General features: G+C 63.6%; 19 protein-coding genes and 3 pseudogenes. 11 read left to right on the forward strand and 11 right to left on the reverse strand.

The genetic code is table 11. The annotated features are described in order from the left end of the window. The first annotated feature begins 178 nt into the window (after positions 1 to 178). The 7 genes and pseudogenes from ACFQDL_RS14730 (at position 179) to ACFQDL_RS14760 (ending at position 5,575) form a co-directional block, all read left to right on the forward strand. Complete coding sequence (locus ACFQDL_RS14730; protein ID WP_379909694.1) at positions 179 to 1,198, forward strand: GlxA family transcriptional regulator; 1,020 nt, start codon at positions 179 to 181, stop codon at positions 1,196 to 1,198. Between the two features lie 366 nt (positions 1,199 to 1,564). Then, positions 1,565 to 2,347, forward strand: coding sequence for an ABC transporter substrate-binding protein (locus ACFQDL_RS14735; protein WP_379909695.1), 783 nt, complete (start codon positions 1,565 to 1,567; stop codon positions 2,345 to 2,347). A 76-nt stretch (positions 2,348 to 2,423) separates the two neighbouring features. Then, positions 2,424 to 3,212 (forward strand): ABC transporter substrate-binding protein, encoded by a 789-nt coding sequence (locus ACFQDL_RS14740; protein WP_379909696.1) that lies wholly within the window; start codon positions 2,424 to 2,426, stop codon positions 3,210 to 3,212. 30 nt (positions 3,213 to 3,242) lie between these two features. After that, positions 3,243 to 3,458 carry a hypothetical protein gene (locus tag ACFQDL_RS14745; protein ID WP_379909697.1) on the forward strand — a complete coding sequence of 72 codons (216 nt, stop codon included), beginning with the start codon at positions 3,243 to 3,245 and terminating at the stop codon, positions 3,456 to 3,458. Further along, positions 3,452 to 3,955, forward strand: coding sequence for an ABC transporter permease (locus ACFQDL_RS14750; RefSeq protein WP_379913096.1), 504 nt, complete (start codon positions 3,452 to 3,454; stop codon positions 3,953 to 3,955). The genes ACFQDL_RS14745 and ACFQDL_RS14750 overlap by 7 nt, the downstream gene beginning before the upstream one ends. A 78-nt stretch (positions 3,956 to 4,033) precedes the next feature. Further along, positions 4,034 to 4,687: pseudogene (locus ACFQDL_RS14755) on the forward strand (ABC transporter permease); the annotation flags it as partial. Between the two features lie 84 nt (positions 4,688 to 4,771). Then, positions 4,772 to 5,575, forward strand: a complete 804-nt coding sequence (locus tag ACFQDL_RS14760) for an ABC transporter ATP-binding protein (protein WP_379913098.1) — start codon at positions 4,772 to 4,774, stop codon at positions 5,573 to 5,575. Positions 5,576 to 5,902: 327 nt separating this feature from the next. Here ACFQDL_RS14760 and ACFQDL_RS14765 read toward each other — a convergent pair whose 3' ends face one another. Then, positions 5,903 to 6,643, reverse strand: coding sequence for a LysR family transcriptional regulator (locus tag ACFQDL_RS14765; RefSeq protein WP_379909698.1), 741 nt, complete (start codon positions 6,641 to 6,643; stop codon positions 5,903 to 5,905). 139 nt (positions 6,644 to 6,782) lie between these two features. Here ACFQDL_RS14765 and ACFQDL_RS14770 point away from each other — a divergent pair, with 139 nt between their 5' ends. Beyond that, entirely contained in the window at positions 6,783 to 7,910 is a 1,128-nt protein-coding gene (locus ACFQDL_RS14770; RefSeq protein WP_379909699.1) for an alanine/ornithine racemase family PLP-dependent enzyme, read from the forward strand. On the opposite strand, the pseudogene ACFQDL_RS14775 reads toward ACFQDL_RS14770, so the two are convergent. From ACFQDL_RS14775 to coaBC, 8 genes and pseudogenes are all read right to left on the reverse strand, one after another. Further along, positions 7,856 to 9,071, reverse strand: a pseudogene (locus ACFQDL_RS14775) (aspartate aminotransferase family protein). The gene ACFQDL_RS14770 and the pseudogene ACFQDL_RS14775 sit on opposite strands and share 55 nt — an antisense overlap. Before the next feature lie 363 nt (positions 9,072 to 9,434). After that, positions 9,435 to 13,391, reverse strand: a complete 3,957-nt coding sequence (locus ACFQDL_RS14780; protein WP_379909700.1) for an NAD-glutamate dehydrogenase — start codon at positions 13,389 to 13,391, stop codon at positions 9,435 to 9,437. 29 nt (positions 13,392 to 13,420) lie between these two features. After that, on the reverse strand, positions 13,421 to 14,260 hold the full coding sequence (locus ACFQDL_RS14785) for a hypothetical protein (RefSeq protein WP_379909701.1): 840 nt from the start codon (positions 14,258 to 14,260) through the stop codon (positions 13,421 to 13,423). A gap of 316 nt (positions 14,261 to 14,576) precedes the next feature. Next, positions 14,577 to 15,896: a CynX/NimT family MFS transporter gene (locus tag ACFQDL_RS14790; RefSeq protein ID WP_379909702.1), complete on the reverse strand. Its 1,320-nt coding sequence runs from the start codon at positions 15,894 to 15,896 to the stop codon at positions 14,577 to 14,579. A 402-nt stretch (positions 15,897 to 16,298) separates the two neighbouring features. Next, the gene (slmA, locus tag ACFQDL_RS14795; RefSeq protein WP_379909703.1) at positions 16,299 to 16,907 is read right to left on the reverse strand and encodes a nucleoid occlusion factor SlmA; all 609 of its coding nucleotides are present in this window, start codon (positions 16,905 to 16,907) and stop codon (positions 16,299 to 16,301) included. 57 nt (positions 16,908 to 16,964) lie between these two features. Further along, the gene (gene argB / locus ACFQDL_RS14800; protein ID WP_379909704.1) at positions 16,965 to 17,882 is read right to left on the reverse strand and encodes an acetylglutamate kinase; all 918 of its coding nucleotides are present in this window, start codon (positions 17,880 to 17,882) and stop codon (positions 16,965 to 16,967) included. A gap of 44 nt (positions 17,883 to 17,926) precedes the next feature. After that, positions 17,927 to 18,382 carry a dUTP diphosphatase gene (dut, locus tag ACFQDL_RS14805; RefSeq protein WP_379909706.1) on the reverse strand — a complete coding sequence of 152 codons (456 nt, stop codon included), beginning with the start codon at positions 18,380 to 18,382 and terminating at the stop codon, positions 17,927 to 17,929. Then, positions 18,379 to 19,584 carry a bifunctional phosphopantothenoylcysteine decarboxylase/phosphopantothenate--cysteine ligase CoaBC gene (coaBC, locus tag ACFQDL_RS14810; RefSeq protein ID WP_379909708.1) on the reverse strand — a complete coding sequence of 402 codons (1,206 nt, stop codon included), beginning with the start codon at positions 19,582 to 19,584 and terminating at the stop codon, positions 18,379 to 18,381. The genes dut and coaBC overlap by 4 nt, the downstream gene beginning before the upstream one ends. A gap of 192 nt (positions 19,585 to 19,776) precedes the next feature. Between coaBC and radC the strand changes: the two are divergent. From radC to rpmG, 3 genes and pseudogenes are all read left to right on the forward strand, one after another. Next, positions 19,777 to 20,450, forward strand: a pseudogene (gene radC / locus ACFQDL_RS14815) (RadC family protein). A gap of 192 nt (positions 20,451 to 20,642) precedes the next feature. Beyond that, the gene (rpmB, locus tag ACFQDL_RS14820) at positions 20,643 to 20,879 is read left to right on the forward strand and encodes a 50S ribosomal protein L28 (RefSeq protein ID WP_379909709.1); all 237 of its coding nucleotides are present in this window, start codon (positions 20,643 to 20,645) and stop codon (positions 20,877 to 20,879) included. Positions 20,880 to 20,890: 11 nt separating this feature from the next. Continuing rightward, positions 20,891 to 21,061 (forward strand): 50S ribosomal protein L33, encoded by a 171-nt coding sequence (rpmG, locus tag ACFQDL_RS14825; protein WP_188862906.1) that lies wholly within the window; start codon positions 20,891 to 20,893, stop codon positions 21,059 to 21,061. Positions 21,062 to 21,329: 268 nt separating this feature from the next. Here the strand turns inward: rpmG and ACFQDL_RS14830 are convergent, their stop codons facing one another. Next, the gene (locus ACFQDL_RS14830; RefSeq protein ID WP_379909710.1) at positions 21,330 to 21,680 is read right to left on the reverse strand and encodes a 4a-hydroxytetrahydrobiopterin dehydratase; all 351 of its coding nucleotides are present in this window, start codon (positions 21,678 to 21,680) and stop codon (positions 21,330 to 21,332) included. 167 nt (positions 21,681 to 21,847) lie between these two features. Beyond that, positions 21,848 to 22,555, reverse strand: coding sequence for a phenylalanine 4-monooxygenase (gene phhA / locus ACFQDL_RS14835; RefSeq protein ID WP_379909711.1), 708 nt, complete (start codon positions 22,553 to 22,555; stop codon positions 21,848 to 21,850). Positions 22,556 to 22,824: the final 269 nt, after the last annotated feature.

A 22,824-nucleotide genomic window follows, 5' to 3' on the forward strand; every position in this document is an offset into this window, starting at 1 on the left:
ATGATGCGCGGGCTATGATTTATGGTGTGAGGCGTAAAGCGTGAAGCGAAACCCGACCACCGTAGGAGCCCGGCCCCCGGGCGAATGTTTACCGGGCTAATCTTGTAAAAGGGTTAGTGGTAAGTAGATGGGTGTGATTGGCGCCTTTCTGTTAACTGTAAACGGGTTGCTGTCGACTTTGAGCTCTCTTCCCAAAAGAACCCAGCGCTTCGGCTTTGTGCTGACGCCGGATTTCTCCCTCACCGGTTTTTCCTGTGCGGTGGAGGCGTTGCGAACGGCCAACGGCCTGTCCGGCCAGAACCTTTACGAAGTCGTGCTGATCGGCACCGGCGGCGGCGAGCTGATACCCAGTAGCTGCGGGGTGGAGGTGCGGGCCGAGTGCCAGGTCGATCAGGTGCCGATGCTCGACGCACTCTTTGTCTGCGGACCGGCGACGCTTTCGCGCAGCGGCGAGGAGCGGCTGACGCTCTGGCTCAAGCGCTGGTCGCGCTCGATTCGCACCCTCGGCGGCGTCGGCACCGGCGCCTATCTGCTGGCGCGGGCCGGCCTGCTGGACGGCTATCGCGCCACCATCCACTGGCTGGACATGGCGACGCTGCGGGACGAGTTTCCCCGGGTTCAGGCGACCGGCAACCTGTTCGAAACCGACCGCGACCGTTATACCTGCGGTGGCGGCACCGCCTCGATGGACATGATGCTGTTCCTGATCGGCCGCGAGCACGGTCTGGAACTGGCGTCCAGCCTGTCCGAACAGTTCGTCTGCGAACGCATCCGGCCCAGTGACGAAGCCCAGCGGGTGCCGCTGAAGGTGCGTATAGGGACCCAGCAGCCGAGCCTGATCGAAGCGGTTACGCTGATGGAAGCCAACATCGAGGAACCGCTGAGCACCGACGACCTGGCCCACCATGTCGGCGTATCGCGCCGCCATCTCGAGCGCCTGTTCAAGCAGCACCTGCAAACGGTGCCGTCGCAATACTATCTGGAGCTGCGTCTGGAGCGGGCGCGCGCGCTGCTGCGCACCGACGACCGGCCGATCCTGCAGGTCGGCCTGATGTGCGGTTTCTCCAGTGCCTCCTATTTCAGCACCGCCTATCGCAACCACTTCGGCCTGACACCGCGGCAGGAAAGGCGCAATGCCCAGCCCTCCGGCGGCACGCCGGATCTTCAGCCCAGCTACGGCCGCTCGTTCGAGCGTTAGGTCTCCCCTGCTGTTGCAGGAGCAGCGCCTCGCCGCGAATACCCTCACCTTGATGGTTGTTCGCTGCGGGGCGCCGCTCCTACGATAGTTCCCGTCACCCGTCACCCGTCACCCGTCACCCGTCACCCGTCACCCGTCACCCGTCACCCGTCACCCGTCACCCTCTTCGTCGCGACAGCTAAAAACCATGTCCGGTGGGTGAAAAAGCGCAATTCACGATTCTGTTAAGGTGCATGAACTCGGATGGCACCGGGCTGCGGAAGCCGGCCATCCCGCGGTTTGTGCCGGTGCTGCCGGCAATGAAAAGAATAACCAGCAGAACCCGGTGTCTGCACAGGGGCCTTCTCCGGCCCGGAGGATCTATCGATGAAAGTTTCCAAATTGCTCTGCGGTGCCCTCACCCTGATCGGCCTGGCGAGCCCCGTTATGGCCAAGGACTGGAGCACGGTGCGCATCGGCAGCGAGGGCGCCTATCCTCCGTTCAACTATTTCAATGCCGATGGCGAGCTGATCGGCTTCGATATCGATATTGGCAGGGCGCTGTGCGAGAAGATGGAGGCGAAGTGCACTTTCGTTTCCCAGGACTGGGACGGCATGATTCCGGCGCTGATGGCCGGCAAGTACGATGTCATTCTCGCCTCGATGTCGATCACCGAAGAACGCAAGCAGCAGGTCTCGTTTTCCGATCCCTACTACAAGGCGGCGCTGACCTTCGTCGGTTCGGCTGACAGCGATATCTCGGATTTCAGCCCCGAGGCGCTGGAAGACCTCTCCATCGGCGCGCTGAGCGCTTCGACCCAGGCCGAGTTTCTGCAGGCCAACTATCCCGAGTCCGATATCCGCCTGTACCGCAGTCAGGACGAGGTCAACCTCGACCTGATCAATGGCCGCCTCGACCTGCAGGTCAGCGACCTGCTGCCGATGCTCGACTGGGTCAACAACAGCGAGGACGGCAAGTGCTGCAAGCTGGTCGGCGAACCGGTCATGGATGCACAGTATGCCGGCGAAGGCACCGGCATGGCCGTGCGTCAGGAAGACGAGGAGCTGCGCAACAAGCTCAACGAAGCCCTGGCCGCGATCATCGCCGACGGCACCTACCAGGCGATCAACGACAAGTACTTCCCGATCAATATCTACGACATGAAGTAGCTGTTGCCTCCCGGGCAGGCCTTCTGGCGCTCCTGTCCGGTATCCCACGACAAAAATAACGACAAGGAATCCAACGATGAAAATCACACCCTGGCTCGCGGGCGCCGTCATGGCGGCCGGCCTGATCTCCAATGTCACCCTGGCGAAAGACTGGACCCAGGTCCGCATCGGCAGCGAAGGCGCCTATCCCCCGTTCAACGCCATCAATGCCAGCGGCGAGCTGGTCGGCTTCGACATCGATATCGGCAAGGCGCTGTGCGAGCAGATGCAGGTGGAGTGCACCTTCATCGCCCAGGACTGGGACGGCATCATCCCGGGCCTGCAGTCCGGCAAATACGACGTCATCCTGGCGTCCATGTCGATCACCGAGGAACGCAAGCAGCAGGTCGCCTTCACCGATCCCTACTACAGGGCGGCGATGACCTGGGTGGCCCGCGCCGACGAGCCCACGCCGACCGACTTCTCGCCCGAAGCGCTGGAGGGCAAGGTCCTCGGCGCCCAGAGTTCGACCCAGATGGCGGCCTATCTGCAGGCGGTCTATCCCGACGCCGACCTGCGGCTGTATCGCACCCAGGACGAGGCCAACATGGACCTGTCCAACGGCCGCATCGACCTGCTGGTCGGCGATCTGCTGCCGATGCTGGACTGGGTCCGCAACGGCGAGGACGGCAACTGCTGCCAGATGGTCGGCGCGCCGATCACCGACAGCCGTTACGCCGGTGAAGGCACCGGCATGGCGCTGCGTCACGAGGACAGGGAGCTGCGTGGAATGCTCAACGAGGCGCTGGCCGCGATCATCGCCGACGGCACCTACAAGGCGATCAACGACCGCTACTTCTCGATCAATATCCATGATCTGAAATAGGCGCCGTCCGGCGCCGTCAGAGAGGCTCCCATGAACGAACTCACTTTACTCGGCTTCGGGCCCGAAGGCTGGGGCGACGAGCTGCTGTCCGGCCTGCTGGTCACCGTCCAGCTGGCGGTGACGACGCTGCCGCTCGGGCTGCTGATCGGCTTCGCCGTGGCCGGGGCTTCGCTCTCGGCCAACCCCGGCTGCGCCGCTTCGGACGCGGCTATACCACGGCGGCACGGGGTATCCCCGAGCTGCTGACACTGTTCCTGGTCTACAACGGCATCGCCATCCTGCTCAACAGCATCTGGCGCTGGCTCGACCCGGATGCTGGTTTTGTCGAGCTGAGTCCCTTCATTGCCGGCGTCATCGCACTGAGCGTGGTGTTCGGGGCCTTTTCCGGTGAAGTGCTCAGGGGCGCCTTTCAGGCGCTGGACCCGGGTCAGATCGAAGCGGGACAGGCGATGGGCATGAATCGCCTGGACCTGTTCCGCTTTATCAAACTGCCGCAGATATGGCGTTTCGCGCTGCCGGGGCTGGGCAATCTCTGGGTCAATCTGCTCAAGGATACGGCGTTGGTCTCCATCATCGCGCTCAACGACCTGCTGCGCATGACCAACATCGCGGTCGGTGCGACCAAGCAGCCATTCACCTTCTTCCTCGTTGCCTGCGCCGCCTATTGGATCCTGAGCATCCTGTCGGAAATGGTGCTGGCGAAAATGGAAGCCCGGGCCAACCGTGGCATCAGGAGGGCCTGATCATGAATGCTTTCAATACATTGGCTCGGAATGTGTACGCCCCGCTGCTGCTCGATGTCGCTGGTCAGGAGGCTGCCGATGAACGCTTTCAATACATTGTCTCAATACGGCCCCCTGCTGCTCGAGGGCGCCTGGCTGACGATCAAGTTGTCGGGCCTGGCACTGCTGATCGGTTCGCTGTTCGCAATGCCGCTGGCCGTGGCCCGCAGTTCGCAGAACAGGCTGCTGTCGGTACCGGTTCGGGTCTATATCTCCTTCTTCCGCGGTACGCCGATGCTGGCCCAGCTGTTCCTGGTGTATTTCGGCGCAGGCCAGTATCGCCACGAACTGCAGGCTCTGGATCTCTGGTGGCTGTTTCGGGATCCCTTCTACTGTGCGCTGTTCACCTTCGTCCTCAATACCACGGCCTACCAGACCGAGCTGCTGCGCGGCGGCATCCTCGGCGTGCCGCGGGGCGAGGTGGAGGCGGCCAGGGCCTATGGCATGTCCGCCTGGCTGCGCTATCGCCTGATCGTCATGCCCCATGCCTATCGCATCGCCTTCCCGGCGCTGGGCAACGAGGTGATCCTGCTGCTCAAGGGCAGCGCCATCGCCAGCGTCGTGACCCTGTTCGACCTGATGGGCCAGACCCGGGCGATTTTCGCCAAGACCTTCGACTTCTCGATCTATCTGTGGGCGGCGTTGCTGTACCTGCTGATCACGATGCTGATCGTGCGCATCTGGCGTCTGCTCGAGGCGCGCATCAATCCCCATCTGCAGCGTCGCACGACCGGTGCCGACCCCGCGACCCGCCGCCACTGCTACGGAATAACGATTATGAATACTCAGGTTCTGCAACCCCGCGTTTCCCAGGCGGCAGAGGCGCCGCTGATCGCCCGTGATATCCACAAGTCGTTCGGCGAGTTCGAAGTGCTCAAGGGGATCTCGCTGACCTCGCATCAGCACGATGTCACAGCCATTTTGGGCTCCAGCGGCTCCGGCAAGAGCACCTTTCTGCGCTGCCTGAATCTGCTGGAGGTACCCGACTCCGGTGAGCTGGTGGTCCACGGTCAGCCGGTGCACATCAGGCGCAACCGTCACGGCGAGCCGGTGCCGGTCGACGAAAAACTGGTCGAGCGGATCCGTGCCCGTCTGGGCATGGTGTTCCAGCAGTTCAATCTCTGGTCGCACATGACGGTGCTGGAAAACTGCATGATCGGCCCGCTGAAAGTACTGAAGCAGCCACGGGCCGAGGTCGAGGAGCGGGCACGTTATTACCTCAACAAGGTCGGCCTCGACAACCGCATGGACCATTATCCGGCGCATCTGTCGGGCGGTCAGCAACAGCGGGCGGCCATCGCCCGGGCGCTGTGCATGGAGCCGGAGGTGATGCTGTTCGACGAGCCGACCTCGGCGCTGGACCCGGAACTGGTCGGCGAGGTGCTGCTGGTGATGCGCAAGCTGGCGGAGGAGGGGCGCACCATGATCGTGGTGACCCATGAAATGGCCTTTGCCCGCGAGGTATCGTCTCACGTGATGTTCCTGCATCAGGGCCGTGTCGAGGAGGAGGGCCCACCGCAGCAGCTGTTCCAGCAGCAGGCGTCCGAGCGCTTCCGCCAGTTTCTCAGCACCAACTTTTAGTAAGCGCTGAGCGGACAGTCATAAGGCGTAGGAGCCTCGCCCCCGAGGCGAACAGATTTGGCACGGTGGTTGTTCGCACCGGGGAAGTGCCCTTTGGGTACGGCGCACTTACGAGCCCCGATCCCGCCCGAGTCACCTGCCTGTCAACGCTTCGATCAGGGCTCTCTCGCCGTCGTTGAAGCGTGACTGGGGGTTGTAGATCAGGTTGATGTCCGCTTCCGGCAGGTCGGTATAGGGGGAGCTGCCAGAGCTGACCCTGTTCGACCTGCGGCCTGGCCAGGTGCGCGGGCAGGGCGCCGATGCCGATGCCGGCGGCGATCATCCGGCTCACCTCCTCGACATTGCTCGAAGCCCCCGCACCCGCTGGCCGATCGACGCCAGCGCCCGCATTGCCGTCACCGGCCCCATGTACTCGCCCCCGAGCACGTCCGATGTGAAGCCGATATAGGCTTCGCCCCTCAGGTCTTCCAGCGCCAGCCCCTCACGGCCATAGAGCGGGTGTGTACGCCCGCAATAGATGGCGTACTGCTCGCGGCCGAGCAGTATCCCCTGCAGCGGCGCCGAAACCCCGGCATCGCAGATGCCCAGGGTGACGGTGCTGCTTTCCACCGCCCGCACCACCTCGGCGGTCGTGGCCACCTCGATCGACAGCGAGACCCGCGGATACTGGCGGAAGAACCGCTGCAGCAGTGCATCGAAACGCTCGCAGGTGACCTGACTGATGCTGAGGATGCGCACATGACCGCTGGTATCGCTGTCGGCCTCGTCGATCACATCGGCCAGGCGCGAGACACAGCGATAGACCTGCATGGCTTCGTCGTACAGCTTCTGCCCCGCCGGGGTCAGCTCGAAAAGGCCCGGTCGTCGGTCGATCAGCCGGCGGCCGACGGCGTCCTCCAGGCGCTTCAGCGCGGCGCTCACGGTCGGCTGCTGCAGACAGAGGCGGTCGGCGGCGCGACTGATGCCGCGGGCCTGGACGATGAAGATAAAGGTACGCAGCAGGTTCCAGTCCAGCCGGGTGGCAAAACGTTCGAGTTGATTGTGGGAGCTGCTGCGGGGATCGGTCATGGCGGTGTCTGCTTGTGCGAAGAGTATAGATTGTATCTATATCGAAGATTTTTATTAACGTTTTTATCAATGCTTACCGCTTTGCTAACGTCGGCTTATCCACAGGGCCGTCACTTTCTGTCAGAGCGGGAATACCGATATGAACACCAGCGCCTGGCTGTATTTCGATTCTTCCAAACTTCGCGACAATGTCGGTCGGCTGCAGCGGCTGTGCCGGCGCCGGGGCGTCGAGCTGGCGGCGGTGGTCAAGGCCGGCTGCGGCTGGAGCGAAATCGCCCGGGCGGCACTCGAGGGCGGCTGCGGCATGCTGGCCGACTCGCGGCTGGACAACCTTGCCCGTATTCAGCAGTCCGGCATACGGGCGCCGTCCATGCTGCTGCGCCTGCCGGCGCCGTCCCAGGCCGAGGCGGTGGTCAGGCTCTGCGATATCAGCCTCAACTCCGAACTCGAGTCCATCCGGGCGCTGAACGCCGCGGCACAGCGGCTTGGCCGCCGCCACCGGGTGCTGCTGATGGTCGAGCTGGGGGATCGTCGCGAGGGCATTCTGCCGGATCGGTTGCCGGCACTGATCGAGGCACTGCAGCCGCTGCAGGCGATCGAGGTGGCCGGTATCGGCACCAATCTGGGCTGTCTTGGCGGTATCCGCACGACCGTGGACAAGCTGTCCGAGCTGGTCGGTCTTGCCCGCCGGGTCGAAAGGCTGCTGGGTCATGAGCTTGAGTATGTTTCGGGCGGCAATTCCGGCAGCCTGCCGCTGCTGCTGGAAGGACGTCTGCCGGCCGGCATCAACCATCTGCGCATCGGCTTCTCGATGCTGCTGGGGCGTGATCCCTATACCGACGAACCCCTGCCGGGCCTGCATACCGATGTATTCGCGCTCGAGGCGGAACTGATCGAGGTGCAGACCAAGCATTCTCTGCCGGACGGCGAAGTGGTGCTGGATGCTTTCGGCCAGGTGCCGCATTTCGAGGACCGGGGCGAGCGGCGGCGGGGTATTCTCAGCCTGGGCCGGCTGGATACCGACCTTGCGACGCTGCGCCCCCTCGATGATGGTATCGGGATGATTGGTGCCTCGTCGGATCACCTGGTGGTCGATCTTGGGCCGGACCTGCGGTATCGGGTCGGCGACCGCCTGCGCTTTGCCCCCGGCTACGGCGCCCTGGTGCAGGCGATGCTGTCGCCCTATGTCGAAAAGTGCCTCGACTCCCCGTTTCAGGCGGCGGACATCACCTCCTCGATGGCGGTTTCGAGTGTGGCCAGTCCCTGAGTGATTTCGTTCTCGGGAATGATCAGCGATGGCGTGAAGCGCAGTACGTTGGGGCCGGCCATCAGCATCAGCAGGCCCTGTTCCCGTGCGGCGGCGAGGAATTGTGCGGCCTGGCCGTGCCAGCGCTCGATCAGTTCGGCGCCGATCAGCAGCCCCTTGCCGCGGATCTCGCGGAAGATATTGTGCCGCAGGTTGATCTCCCGTAGCCGGTCGACGAAGAGGTCGTGTCGCGTGCGGACACCGGCCAGCAATGCGGGATCGCTGACCAGTTCCAGTACCTTGCCGGCCACGGCGCAGGCCAGGGTTGCCGCCAAAGGTGCTGCCGTGGGCGCCGAAGCCGAAGCTCTCGGCGATATCGGCGCGGGTCAGCATGGCGCCTATGGGGAAGCCGCCGCCCAGTCCCTTGGCGGTGGTGAGGATATCCGGCGTCACCCCCATCTCCATGTAGGCATAGAGGTTGCCGGTACGGCCGACGCCGGTCTGGATCTCGTCGTACACCAGCAGCGCCTGATGCCGGTCGCAGAGCTGGCGCGCCGCCAGAGCGAAGGCCGGGTCTGCCGGTATCACGCCGCCTTCTCCCTGAATCGGCTCCATCACCACGGCGCAGGTGCGATCCGAAATCGCCGCCTCGAGAGCGGCAATATCGTTGAAGGGCACATGGGTGACGCCGGCGGGGACCGGTTCGAATCCCTGGCGGTACTTGAGCTGGCCACCGACGGTCACGGTGAACAGGGTACGGCCGTGAAAGGACTGCTCGAATGAGATGATTTCATGCTTGTCCGGACCCTGGTGGTCATGGGCATACTTGCGTGCCAGCTTGAAAGCGGCCTCATTGGCCTCGGCGCCGGAGTTGGCGAAGAAGACGCGTTCGGCAAAGGTCTTCTCGGTCAGTTGCCGCGCCAGTGCCAGCGCCGGTTCGTTGGTGTAGACGTTGCTTAGATGCCAGAGCCTGTCGGCCTGCTCCTTCAACACCTGCACCAGCTCGGGATGGCAGTGTCCGAGGACATTGACGGCGATGCCGCCGGCGAAGTCGATATATTCGCGTCCCTCCTGATCCCAGAGACGGGAGCCCTGGCCGCGCACCGGCACGATCGCCTGGGGCGCATAGTTGGGAACCATTACCTCATCGAAGGTTTCCCGGCTGACCTTTTCATTGCTCATTGTCGACTCCTATCAAGTAAGGGCGCATAAGTGTGGGCCATACCCGTGGACCTCATCGAAGATTTCCCGGGTGACCTTAGCTGTACTCATATCGCTCTCCCGCAAAAAAGTTTCACGCTGCTCAACGTCCAATGCGTCCTCAGCGGTCCGGCACCTTCTACTGTGTGACCTCCAGGTACCCCGCTGCTGACGGAGATAAAGGCGCCTTCGGCGCCTTTGACGGGTTCCCTGAAAACCGCTCCTGCCTTTTCAGGATTTCCTCCATCCCTGGCGGTTACGCCGCCGGTAAACGACCGTTTAAACGGACAAGCTGTGCCGACGGCGGCTAACCCATCCTACGCCTAACGCCTAACGCATCACCCCTTACAAATGCCTCAGATTGCTCAGCTCACGCACCGCCACCGACAGCATCGGCAGGTCGGGGGACTCCTGGGCCTGAATTTCGCTGCAGAGTTGCTGCAGGTGCTCCAGTACCGGCGCACTGCTGTGCTGCCAGCGTTCGAGCCGGTCGTCGAGGACTTCGCCGTCTTGCAGTCCGCTCATCACTGCGATGCAGGCCTGGGACAGTGCCGACTCGATATCCCTGGCCAGGGCGCTGCGGGCCTTGCGTTGCCACAGGTCCTGCTCCGGCAGCGCCGCGACCAGGCGGCGCAGGGGGCCCAGCTCCAGGTAGCGGTCGAGGCTGAAGTAGACCTGCCGTGCGATATCGCTGTCCTGGCCGCTCTCCAGTGCCAGCTCGACGATCGCCAGTCCCCGGGACAGTTCGCGCAGGCTGGCGAGGCGGTCGGCCAGCTCCTGCGGCAATCCGGCATCCTGGAGCCGGCGGCTGTCACGGTCGTAGCGCTCGCGTTCGGGCGCTTCCCGGTACTCCGACAGGGTCGCCGTCATCTCGGTGACGCGGGAACCGTAGCGCTCCCTGAGCCTGGAAATGGCGATATTGGGTCCGTGCTGGTGCAGCAGCCAGAGTACGGTGCGCTCCTGCAATCCGTGGATGTGCAGCAGTTGCTGCCGGAACAGCGTATCGTCGATCCGGGTTTCGAAGGTCTCCAGCTGCTGCCAGAGCGAGGGCAGGTCGAGCAGCGTTTGCGACAGGTACCAGGCACGCACGGCGTCCAGGGCGTTGCAATGGGCTTCGCCCATCACATAGCTGATAAAGGTCGACCCCATGCGGTTGCACAGCAGGTTGGTCAGGTGGGTCGCCAGCAGTTCTGCATGCAGCGGATGTTGCGGCAGGACGTCGCCGTAACGTTCCTGAATCGCCAGCGGGAAATAGTTGCGCAACTCCCGGGCCAGATCCTCGTCTGCGCCGATGCCGGTCGCCACCAGCTGGTCACAGAGCCAGAGCTTGCTGTAGGCCAGCAGCACCGCGATTTCGGGCCGGCTCAGCCCCTTGCCGTTGCGCGCCAGTTCCTCGCACTGCTCCTCGCTGGGCAAGTACTCCAGTTCGCGATCGAGCCGCCCGGCCTTCTCGAGCTCGAGCATCAGCCGGCGGTGGTCGTTGATACGCATACCGGTCACCAGGGTCGCGGCACTGAGGATCTGGCTCTGGCCGTAGTTGTGCCTCAGCACCAGTTTCGCGACCTCGTCTGTCATGCTCTCGAGCAGGCGGTTGCGCTCGGTCTCGCCGAGCGTGCCGGCTGCGACCTGCTGGTTGAGCAGGATCTTCAGGTTGACCTCGTGGTCGGAGGAGTCGACGCCGCCGGCATTGTCGATCGCATCGGTGTTGACCCGCCCGCCGGCACGGGCGTACTCGATGCGCGCCCGCTGGGTGAGCCCCAGGTTGCCGCCTTCGCCGATCACCTTCACCCGCAGGTCGCCGGCATCGACCCTCAGGTTGTCGTTGCTGCGATCGCCGACCTCGTCGTGGCTCTCCAGGCTGGCCTTGACGTAGGTGCCGATGCCGCCGTTCCACAGCAGGTCGACCGGCGCCTTGAGGAGGGTGCGGATCAGCTCGTTGGGGGTGAAACGGGTCTGGTTGGTGCCCAGCGCCTGCTTCGCCTCGTCGCTCAGGTCGATGTGCTTGGCGCTGCGCCGGTAAAGTCCGCCGCCTTTGGAGACCAGGCCGAGATCGTAGTCCTCCCAGCTCGAGCGCGGCAGCTCGAACAGGCGCTTGCGCTCCTGCCAGCCGGTGGCCGCGTCCGGGTTGGGATCGATGAAGATATGCTGGTGGTTGAAGGCCGCGACCAGGCGGATATGGCGTGACAGCAGCATGCCGTTGCCGAAGACATCGCCGGCCATGTCGCCGATGCCGATGACGGTGAAGTCCTCGCGCTGGCAGTCGCGGTTCTGCTCGCGGAACAGGCGCTTGACCGACTCCCAGGCACCGCGGGCGGTGATGCCCATCTTCTTGTGGTCGTAGCCGTTGCTGCCGCCGGAGGCGAAGGCGTCGCCGAGCCAGAAGCCGTACTCGGCGCTGATGCGGTTGGCGATATCGGAGAAGGTAGCGGTGCCCTTGTCGGCGGCGACCACCAGGTAGGGGTCGTCGCCGTCGTGGCGCACGACCTGCGGCGGCGGCACGATCTCATCGCCGACCCGGTTGTCGGTGATGTCGAGCAGGCCGCGGATAAAGGTCTCGTAACAGCGGATCACCTCGGCCTGGACGGCGTTGCGGTCGCCCCCTTCGGGCAGCTGCTTGGGCACGAAGCCGCCCTTGGCGCCGACCGGCACGATGACGGCGTTCTTGACCATCTGCGCCTTGACGAGGCCGAGCACCTCGGTGCGGAAATCCTCGCGCCGGTCGGACCAGCGCAGACCGCCGCGGGCGATGGGGCCGGCACGCAGGTGCACGCCCTCGACCCAGGGCGCATAGACGAAGATCTCGAAGGCCGGGCGCGGCTCGGGAGCGAAGGTCAGGGCGCGGGTGTTGAGCTTGAAGGAGAGGTAGCCCTTCTCGCGGCCGCCGTCGCTCCGCGTGCCGTCGGTTTGATAGTAGTTGGTGCGCAGCATCGCCTGGATGACGCCGAGGTAATGGCGCAGGATGCGGTCCTCGTCGAGGCTTTCCACCGTTTCCAGGGCGGCGAGGATATCGGCGCCCAGCAGCTGGCTCAGGGCCTTGCTGCCCGGCGGTGCCTCGGGATCGAAACGGGCGGAAAACAGCGCCAGCAGCTGGCGGCAGATCTCGGGATTGCGACCCAGTGCCTGTTCGATGTAGTGCTGACTGAACGGCAGCCCGAGCTGCAGCAGGTATTTGCACAGTGCGCGCAGCAGGGCGATCTCACGATAGGACAGCCCGGCTCGCAGTACCAGCTGGTGGAAGCGGTCGTCCTCGAGTTCGCCGTAGTAGGTGCGAATGAAGGCTTCCTGGAACTGGGTGCGGATTTCGCCCTTGCCGAGGTCGAGCTCAGACTCGCTGGTCAGCCGGAAATCGAGGATCCAGAAGGCGGTCTCGCTGTCCGCGGCTATCTGGTAGGGGGTCGCATCGAGCACTCTCACGCCCAGGTGTTCGAGGATCGGCAGCACATCGGACAGTGCCAGGCTGCGCCCGCGTCCCAGCACCTTGAAGCGCAGCGGTCCTTCCCTGTCGGGACGGTTGAGCTGGGTGCTCAGCGCGGTTTCGAGACCGTCCAGCGCGCGCAGGTCCGGGACCGCTGCTTCGGGACGGTGGTCATCGCGATAGGCGGCCGGCAACTGATGGCCGAAACGGTCGAACAGGCGGTTGCCCTCCGCCTCGCCCAGCTCGAGCACCAGTGCCTGTTGCAGCTTGTCATGCCAGCTCTCGACCGCCTCGGCGACGAGGCGCTGCAGCTGACGCTGATCGTAGTCGAGGCGGTGGGCATGGCGGCAGTGAATGGTGAACTGCACCAGCGCCAGCGGCTGTTCGCTCAGGCGCACGCTGAACTCGGCGCTGTGGCCGTGCAACTGACGCAGCAGGATCTCCTGCACGCGTACGCGCACATCGGTGTTGTACTGATCGCGGGGGATCAGCATCATCACGTTGACGAAGCGGCCGAAGGTGTCCGGACGCAGGAAGATGCCCAGGCGCCGGCGTTCGACGCAGTCGAGCATGCCGTAGATGGTGTCCCGCAGCTGCTCGAAGCTGGCCTGCAGCAACTCCTCCCGTGGGTAGGTGTAGATCAGGTGGCGCAGCGCCTTGTAACCATGGGTATCGGATGGCAGGCCGGACAGGTCCAGCAGCCGGCGCACATGGTGCCGGATCAGCGGAATCTGGGTAATGGGGACATCATAGGCCTTGCTGGCATAGAGGCCGAAGAAACGCCACTCGCCGATTACCCGGCCCCCGGTATCGGTCTTCTTGACGCCGACATAGTCGTAGTGGCTGTCCTGGCGCACCGTCGAGCGGGTCGAGGACTTGGTCAGCACCAGCAGGTTGGGCGATTCCAGCTGGCGGCTCAGGTGCTCGTCCAGTTCGATGCACTGCTCGTTCTCGGAGACCGGCTCACGGAAGCAGCCGAGCCCGCTGCCTGGCTGATACCGCAGCCGGTAGAGCCCTTTTCGGTCTTCTCTGCGGTGTAGAAGCGAAAGCCGAGAAACAGAAACGCCTCGTCGGCCAGCCAGCGCAGCAGGGCGATAGCCTCGGGGTTGTCTGCGCAGCTGCGACAGGCATCGCTCTGGTCGCACCAGTCGGCCGCCTCCGAGACCTTCTCCATCATCGGCGTCCAGTCTTCGACCGCATGACGGACATCGAGCAGGACCTGATGCAGCCGGGTTTCGAGGTGCTGCAGGCTGTCGTCGCTGATCTGGTGATCGATCTCGAAACGCACCAGGGTTTCCACCTCGGCATCCTGCCCGGGCTCGTCGCGCAGCTGCTGCAGGCGTCCCTGGTCGTCGCGTATCGCGCCGAAAATGGGATAGGTCTGCTGATGCACGCGCACGTCCTGACGCTGCAGCTCGGTGACGCAGCTGGCCACGATGAAGGGCATATCGTCCATCAGGATCTCGATGATGCTGTGGGCGCTGCGCCAGCCGTCCCGTTCCGGGTCGGGGTTGAAGACGCGGATCCGCGTCTGTTTCCTGTCACGTTGCTGCAGATACTGCCAGATGCCGAGCAGGGCACCATAGCGATTGGCGGCGGTCGCTTCGGTATCGGGTTCGTCATCCTCCAGCAGCGGGCGGAAAACGAGTCGTGACAGCAGTTGCAGCTGTTCAGCTTCCTTGCCCTGATGACGGGTGTCGATCAGGGTCTTCAGCTCGGTCAACCAGCGCACTTCGGGTATGGGGCGTCTGTCCATGGCTCTCGATCATTCTTATTGCGTTTCCGTGGGGCCTGTTCTCAGGCCAAGGAACCTGCGAACAAGTCCCAATGAGTCTCTGGCTTCCAGCGCAAGCCGGAATCAAGGCGCAGCTTAGAAGGCATGTTGGTAGCCTGTCGAGAAGCTGCAACACCGAGTCCGGCTTGCGCTGGAAGCCCCGAAGGGCGGGCCCTGAAGCATGCATCTGCGTTGTTGCAGTGTTTGGCAAGGACTAAGGCCATTGTCTGCACACTGCGCCTAGCATCTGCACGCTTCAGGACCCGCAGAGGACAACTGGGACTTATTCGCAGGTTCCTTAAGTATTGGTCAGGAAGTCGGAGTTCGACAGCCGGAAACGCGAGAGAGCCTGCGCGACCGCTGAACAGTCGCAGCAGTGGGGACGGGGTTCAGACGCGCCGGGGGCGCCTTGTCCGCGTTGCTGGTCGGGCGTCACGAATCCCGGCCGGCTGGCATGCCAGCCGCAGCCAAACTGGATCACCTGCGCCGCGATCAGCAGCAGCAGGGCGCTGCCCCAGCTGCCCTGGAGATCGTTGAGGCCACCGACCACCACGGGACCCGCGGCAGCCAGCAGATAGCCGAGGGACTGGGCCATGGCCGACAGGCTGGTGGCTTCCAGGCCACTGCGGGTACGCAGCGCGAACAGGGCCAGCGCCAGACTCAGTGACGCCGAGCCGCTCAGACCCAGCAGCGAGGCCCAGAACAGCGGGGCGGCGGTGGGGTTCAGCCAGAGGCCCGTCAGGCCGGTCACGCCCAGAACCAGTACCAGCAGCACCAGCGGTCGCTGATCCTGCATCCTGGCAGCGATGATCGGCACCATCAGGTTGGCCGGAATCCCGGCCAGGTTGATCATCGAGGTTGCCAGCCCGGCCTGCTGATCTTCGAGACCCGCATCCATCAGGATCTTCGGCAGCCAGGTTGCGATCGAGTAGAAGAAGAGGGACTGCAGCCCCATGAAAACGGTCAGGTTCCAGGCCCTGGCGTCGCGCCAGAGGCTGATGCGGCCGGCTGTGCCAGGGGCCATTTCACGGCTGCGGATGCGCAGCATCCCGAGCCAGCAGAGGGCGCAGATCAGGGGCAGAAGGGCCCAGAGCAGCACCGGGGCCTGCCAGGCGGAAAAAGCATCCCGCAGCGGCACCGCGAGAAAGACGCCGAGGCCCGCGCCGAGGCTCAGCGTGACCGAGTAGAGCCCGGTCATCAGTCCGGCCTGGCGTGGGAAATAGCCCTTTACCAGACCCGGGATCAGTACATTGAGCAGCGCGATGGCACTGCCGAGCAGCAGGGTGCCGGCCAGCATCAGGCTGTAGAAACTGGTGGCACGCAGTCCGGCGCCGGCGGCGATCAGCAGCAAAGCGCCGGTCACCAGCACCGGTGCGCGGACGAGGCGGGCCAGTCGCGGTACACAGATCGACACCAGACTGAAACAGATCAGCGGCAGGGTGGTCAGCAGGCTGAATTCGCTCGCCGAGAGCGACAGGCCGGCACGGATATCGGCGACCAGAGGCCCGACCACGACGAGGCCGCCGCGCAGGTTGGCGGCGGCCAGTAGCAGCGCCAGGGCGGCGCCGAAAAATGCCCACTTGCGCCCGTCGAACGGGCCCTTGATGCTGGTTGTCATTTGGAAGGCTGCAGGTTGGGAGCGGCAGGCTGCAAGCAACGGGTGCTCAGCGGCAGATCTGCCTCAAGGGTATACAGGAATTTTGCAAATAGTATGCAATAGTGCCATGGCGAGACAGGGTTGCACAGTCCTGGTGCGCAACATACTGTTGCAGGAAAGCGAGTTTACAGAGGAAAAGCGAGTTTACAATCAACAGCGGCGTAGGATGGGTAGAGCCGCAATGACGCCAATCTGACGGCTCGCGCCGGGTATGCTGCGGCGAAACCCATCATGGGCGCCAACGGTGCCCTGGCATACGCTGGCAGTCGCTTTGACGAAGTGTTGGGTTTCTGCCCTTCGGGCTTCCACCCAACCTACGGTTTAGCTGTCGTTCACCACGGAGGCCGCGGAACTGCTTACAGCCTATAGCGTCACGCTTTCTTCCCGGAACAGACCGTTGGCCAGGCGCGGCCACTGGTCGGGCCAGAGTTCCGTGGGGCGCTGGCGGAATTCGCTGCGCACGAACTGGCGGATGCGGCCTTCGACGGTGGCCAGCATCAGATTGGCGCTGGCGCCGGCGGTGGTCTGGGTGCGCAGGCCTTCGCGGATTTCGGCTTCGCGCAGCAGCTGGCGCAGGTGGGTCTCCAGGCGTTCGAACACCTGATTGACCCGCGCCCGCAGACGGTCGGTCTCGCCGGCCAGGGCGTCGCCGGTGAGAATCCGGGCCATGCCCGGATTGCGTTCGACGAAGGCCAGCACCAGCGTCAGGACCTGCTCGCACTTGCGCACCGCGCCGTGATCGGATTCCTCGATCAGCTTCACGCGCGAGAAAAGGGTGTCCTCGATAAAGCCGATCAGGCCTTCGAACATCCGTGCCTTGCTCGGGAAGTGGCGGTACAGGGCCGCCTCCGAAACCCCGACTTCGCGTGCGAGCGCCGCCGTGGTGATGCGCTGGCCCGGGTTGCCTTCCAGCATCTGCGCCAGCGCCTGCAGGATCTGCTCGCGCCGGGAGATCTTGGGTTGTTCACTCATGCAGAATGTTACTCCGTTAACTGCCTGTATCGGGCGCGACAGGTGACGCGCAACCCGTTACGCGTCAGCCGCTTCCAGCGCCCGGTTGGTGATCAGGGTGCCGACACCCTCGTCGGTGAAGATCTCCAGCAGGCAGGAGTGTTCGACGCGGCCGTCGATGATATGGGCGCTGATCACGCCGTTCTTCACCGCTGCCAGGGCACAGTCGATCTTCGGCAGCATGCCGCCGTAGATGGTACCGTCCTCGATCAGTTCGTCGACCTGGCGGGTCGACAGGCCGGTCAGCAGCTTGCCGTCCTTGTCGAGCAGGCCTTCGATATTGGTCAGCAGAATCAGCTTCTCGGCCTTCAGCACCTCGGCGATCTTGCCGGCGACGAGGTCCGCATTGATGTTGTAGGACATGCCGTCGTCACCGACGCCGATCGGCGCGATGACCGGAATGAAGTCGGAGTTGACCAGCATGTCGAGGACCTTGACGTTGACCCGGTCGACCTCGCCGACATGGCCGATGTCGATGATCTCGGGCGCTTCCATCTCCGGTGTCTTGTGCTTGACCTTGAGCTTGCGCGCGTGCAGCAGCTGACCGTCCTTGCCGGTCAGGCCGATGGCCTTGCCGCCGTTGCCGTTGATCAGGCCGACAATCTGCTTGTTGACCATGCCGCCGAGTACCATCTCGACCACGTCCATGGTCTTGGAGTCGGTGACGCGCATGCCGTTGATGAAATGGGACTCGATGTTGAGCTTGTTCAGCAGATCGCCGATCTGCGGGCCGCCGCCGTGGACCACAATCGGGTTGAGACCGATCAGCTTGAGCATCACCACGTCGCGGGCGAAGCTGTTCTGCAGCTTTTCGTCGATCATGGCGTTGCCGCCGTACTTGACGACGATGGTCTTGCCGACGAACCGCTGGATATAAGGCATCGCTTCGCTGAGCACCTGGGCGGTGTTCATGGCTTCTTTGCGGGTCAGTGCCATTCCTGTGTCACTCCGATATCAAAAGGATTGTCAGGCCTGCGTGATCAGTGCCGGCCGGAAGAGCCGAAGCCGCCGTCGGCCCGGTCCGAGGAGCTGAATTCGTCGACCACCTCGAAATCGGCCTGTACCACCGGTACCAGCACAAGCTGGGCGATGCGCTCGCCGGGCTCGACGGTAAAGGTGCTGTGGCCGCGATTCCAGCAGGAGACGAACAGCTGGCCCTGGTAGTCCGAGTCGATCAGGCCGACCAGGTTGCCGAGCACGATGCCGTGCTTGTGGCCCAGGCCCGAACGCGGCAGGATCATGGCGCACAGGGCCGGGTCCTCGATATGGATCGCCAGACCCGTCGGGATCAGTTCGGTCTGGCCCGGTTCCAATACCAGGGGCTGGTCCAGGCAGGCACGCAGGTCCATGCCGGCGGAACCTTCGGTGGCATAGGCGGGCAGCGGGAAATCACGGCCGATACGGCCGTCGAGAATCTTGACTTGCAGTTTTTTCATCGGGTCTTGGTGTACTGTTCGGCAATATGACGGATCAGCTGGCTGGCCAGCTGGCGTTTGGAAGTCTGTGGCAGCGTCAGGGTCGCGTCGCGGCCGACCAGGGTGACGGCGTTCTCATTGCTGTTGAAGCCGATGCCCGGCTGGGAGACATCGTTGGCGACGATCAGGTCCAGGTGCTTGCGCTTGAGCTTGCTGCGGGCATAGTCGATCAGGTCCTGCGTCTCGGCGGCGAAACCGACGGTAAAGGGTTTGTCCGCGCGGGCTGCGACGGTGGCGACGATATCCGGATTCTTCACCAGGTGCAGTTCCATGATCTCCTCGGCACCCTTCTTGATCTTGTGCTCGGCCACCGAGGTCGGCCGGTAGTCGGCGACCGCGGCCGAGGCGATGAAGATATCGCAGCCCTCGATGCCATCGAGCGATGCCGCGAGCATCTCCTCGGCGGTCTGCACCATCACCCTTTCCATGCGCGCGGGCGCCGGCAGGTTGACCGGGCCGCTGATCAGCCGCACGCGGGCACCGGCATCGACGGCCGCTTCGGCCAGGGCATAGCCCATTTTACCGGAGCTGTGGTTGGAGATGTAGCGCACCGGATCGATCGGTTCGCGGGTGGGGCCGGCGGTAATATAGACGGTTTTGCCGGCCAGGGCGCCGGTGTCGAACTGCTCGGCGGTCAGCTGTGCCAGCTCGAGCGGTTCCAGCATCCGGCCGGGACCGGTATCGCCGCAGGCCTGTTCGCCGCTGCCGGGACCGAAAATGCGGATGCCGCCGTCCTTCAGATGGGTGACGTTGTCCTGGGTATGGCGGTTGCGCCACATCGCCTGGTTCATCGCCGGTGCCAGGCAGATCGGCGCCTCGGTGGCCAGGCACAGGGTGCTGAGCAGATCGTTGCCCTGGCCGTCGGCCAGGCGGGCGATGAAGTCGGCGCTGGCCGGTGCGATCAGGATCAGATCGGCCCACTTCGCCAGCTCGATATGGCCCATGCCGGCCTCGGCTTCGGGGTCCAGCAGGTGCAGATGAACCGGGTGGCCTGAGAGCGCCTGCAGCGTCAGCGGGGTGATGAACTCGGTCGCGGCCGGCGTCATGACGACGCGCACATCGGCCCCAGCGCCCTTGAGCAGGCGTGTCAGTTCGGCACTTTTGTAGGCGGCGATGCCGCCGGTGATGCCGAGAATGATCTGTCGGTTAGTGAGTCGCTGCATACCCGGAGTCGCTGATTATCTGATGGCTCGGAAAGGTGCGCCTAAGATAGCACTTCGTCGGCGCTTTGCGTAGGTATCGGGCGACAGCTCAGATCGCCCCGTCGGGAATTTTCCCCCAACAGCCTGCTAAGCTGCACAGACCGTCGCCAGGGAATGGCGGCAGTATCTTATCGGACACAGGGAGGTGTTGTGATGGCGATCACGGACTGGCCGGCCCGGGAGCGGCCGCGCGAGCGGCTGCTGGAGCTGGGGCCGGCGGCACTGTCGGATGCCGAGCTGCTGGCGATCTTTCTGCGCACCGGCGTCAGTGGCAAGAGCGCGGTGGATCTGGCGCGCGAGCTGCTGGAGCGTTTCGGCGGGCTGCGGCCGCTGCTCGAAAGCAGCCGCGATGCATTCTGTGCCGCCCAGGGGCTGGGCGATGCGAAGTTCGCCCAGCTGCAGGCGGTGCTGGAGATGTCCCGCCGTCATCTCGAGGCGACGCTCGAGCGCGGCTCGGCCCTGGAAAGCCCCGGTGCGGTCAGGCGCTATCTGGCATCGCGGCTGCGGCACGAGCCCAGGAAGTGTTCGCCTGCCTGTTCCTCGACAACCGCCACCGGGTGATCCGCTTCGAGGAGCTGTTCTTCGGCACCATCGATGCCGCTTCGGTCTATCCGCGGGAAGTGGTCAAAAGGGCGCTGGCGCTCAATGCCGCGGCGCTGATTCTGGCGCACAATCATCCCTCGGGGGTGGCGGAGCCGTCGCTGGCGGATCAGCAGATCACCCGGAGGCTGATCGATGCGCTGGCGCTGGTCGAGGTGCGGGTGCTCGATCATATGGTGGTCGGCGACGGCGAGGTGGTCTCCTTTGCCGAGCGCGGGCTCATCTGACCCGGCTGGTGAAATTTTCGACAAAATGCTGGTCTTGCGTGTGACGATTGAGTAAGATATGCGCCCTTCTGTCCTCCTGGTACGGGATTTTGTCCGAATTACTGGACGCTCCGCCTGAGGCAGCCGGTCATATTGGTGGCTGCTGATAAGTATCTGGACAGGGTATGTCAACTTTTCGAGAAGGTTTTCGAGATGTCCAAAGTTTGCATGGTTACCGGCAAGCGTCCGGTTACCGGGAACAACGTTTCCCACTCACAGCGTAAAACTCGCCGCCGTTTCCTGCCGAACCTGCACTGGCACCGTTTCTGGGTCGAAAGCGAGCAGAAATTCGTTCGTCTGCGCGTCTCCTCCAAGGGCATGCGCATCATCGATAAGAAGGGTATCGATTCGGTTCTGACCGAACTGCGTGCCCGTGGCGAAAAGGTTTAAGGAGTTAGGTCATGGCTGCTAAAGGCGCTCGTGAAAAGATCCGCTTGGTTTCCTCTGCCGGTACCGGTCACTTCTACACCACCGACAAGAACAAGCGCAACACCCCGGAAAAGATGGAATTCAAGAAGTACGATCCGGTGGTCCGCAAGCACGTGATGTACAAGGAAGCCAAGATCAAGTAATTGATCTGGAATCAGAAAACCCCGCTCTTGTGCATCCATGCACCCGCGGGATAAGTACATCCCTGTACAAAAAACCGGCCCTTCGAGGCCGGTTTTTTTGTGTGTGTAGGTTGGGTGGAGCGGCGTAGCCGCGCAACCCAACACCGACTTCAGCGCTAGCTGATGCCAGTCAATCTGCAAAGCGATCGATGTGACGGGTTTTTCGATGCCCTCGCATTCTCGCAGCTGTAAATTCGATGCCAATGCATCGCTCTACCCATTCTACGCACTAGCCCTTAACCATCGCGTCGAGTTTGGCGGCGCAGATAAAGTCATTGTCGCTCAGGCCGTTCACTGCGTGGGTGGTGAAGCGTACGGTGCAGTAGCCCCAGCCCATCCTGATATCGGGGTGGTGGCCCTGCTGGTCGGCCAGGAAGCAGGCGGCGTTGGTCAGGTAGACCGCCTTGGCGAAGCCCTTGAACTTGAACTCCCGCTCTATATAGCTGGCATCCCCGGCCAGCACCCAGCCGTCGTCCAGCTGCTTCATCATTTCACCGGCCTGTTCGGCGGTCAGGGCCGGGATGCCGCCTTCGCAGGGTTTGCAGCTCTGACCGGCCAGGTCGCAGAATGTCTCGCTCATTGTTGTTCTCCTTGCATTGAATCGTTGGGTTAAGTCTGGGCCATGGATGGCCCTTGTGCAGCAAATGCAGGAGCAATTTACTGCCTAACTCGCTTTGGGGGCGTAGAGCGGCGGATGCAGCCCCAGTGCGCGCGCCCGGCTGATCGTCTTCGGCAGGTCGGTCTCGGTCAGTTCGAGCAGCTGTTCGACGCTGTCGAGTACAAAATAGAGCGGCTGGTGGATGTCGATGCGGTAGGGGTGCGCAGCACCTCCAGCAGGTCGAACGGCTGCCGCAGTGCTATATCGCCGTCCACCGCATAGGGCAGCTCGCTGGCGGACGAGGCAAGTCCGGCGCCCAGGGCGCGAATCCGGCCGTCCTCGCGGATCAGTCCGAACTCGACGGTAAACCAGTACAGGCGCGCCAGCCAGACATGGTCCTCGGGTCGGGCACGGCAGCCGAGCTGGCCGATCCGGTGGGAGAACTCGGCGATCTGCGGGTTCGCCAGCAGCGGCGTGTGACCGAATATCTCGTGAAAGATATCCGGCTCCTGCAGGTAGTCCATCTCGTCGCGGGCGCGGATGAACGACGCGGCCGGAAACCGGCGATCCGCCAGCAGGGCATAGAAGCGGTCGAAACTGATCAGCGCCGGTACCGGCGTCACGCGCCAGCCCGTTGCGGCCTCCAGCCGCTCGGACACCTCGCTGCACTGAGGGATGCGGTCGTCGGACAACTGCAGACTATCGAGCCCACTCCGGAATATCCGGCTGCAGTAGCGATCCGTGCGTGCACGCTGCGGGATGATCAGGTCGTGCCAGACGGCATCGTCGTCGGCGCTGTAGTGGATATGGCCGCAAGCGTCCGGCTCATAGGCGTTGTAGCGGCTTGTTGTTTTCATGGCTCGCTCCTTCGTATTGATACTAACGTTTCAGGAAATAATGCCATTCTCAGAGCCCCACAAAGCGTCTCCAGCCAGACGCGCGGTGGTTCCCTGTCGAGGCGGCGCAACGCCGCGGGAGGCGCTTTGTGGGGCTCCCTCCGGGCCGCACTGTCCAGGCCCACGACTGCGTTGTTCGCCACTTATGTAGAGCAACTACACCGCGTGACTCACGCCTTGCCGTGAACCTGGACAGTGTGGCTGAGGGCGACATTAATTCCTGAAGCGTT

Source organism: Marinobacterium aestuariivivens, assembly GCF_042661465.1.
GTDB lineage: Bacteria > Pseudomonadota > Gammaproteobacteria > Pseudomonadales > Balneatricaceae > Marinobacterium_A > Marinobacterium_A aestuariivivens.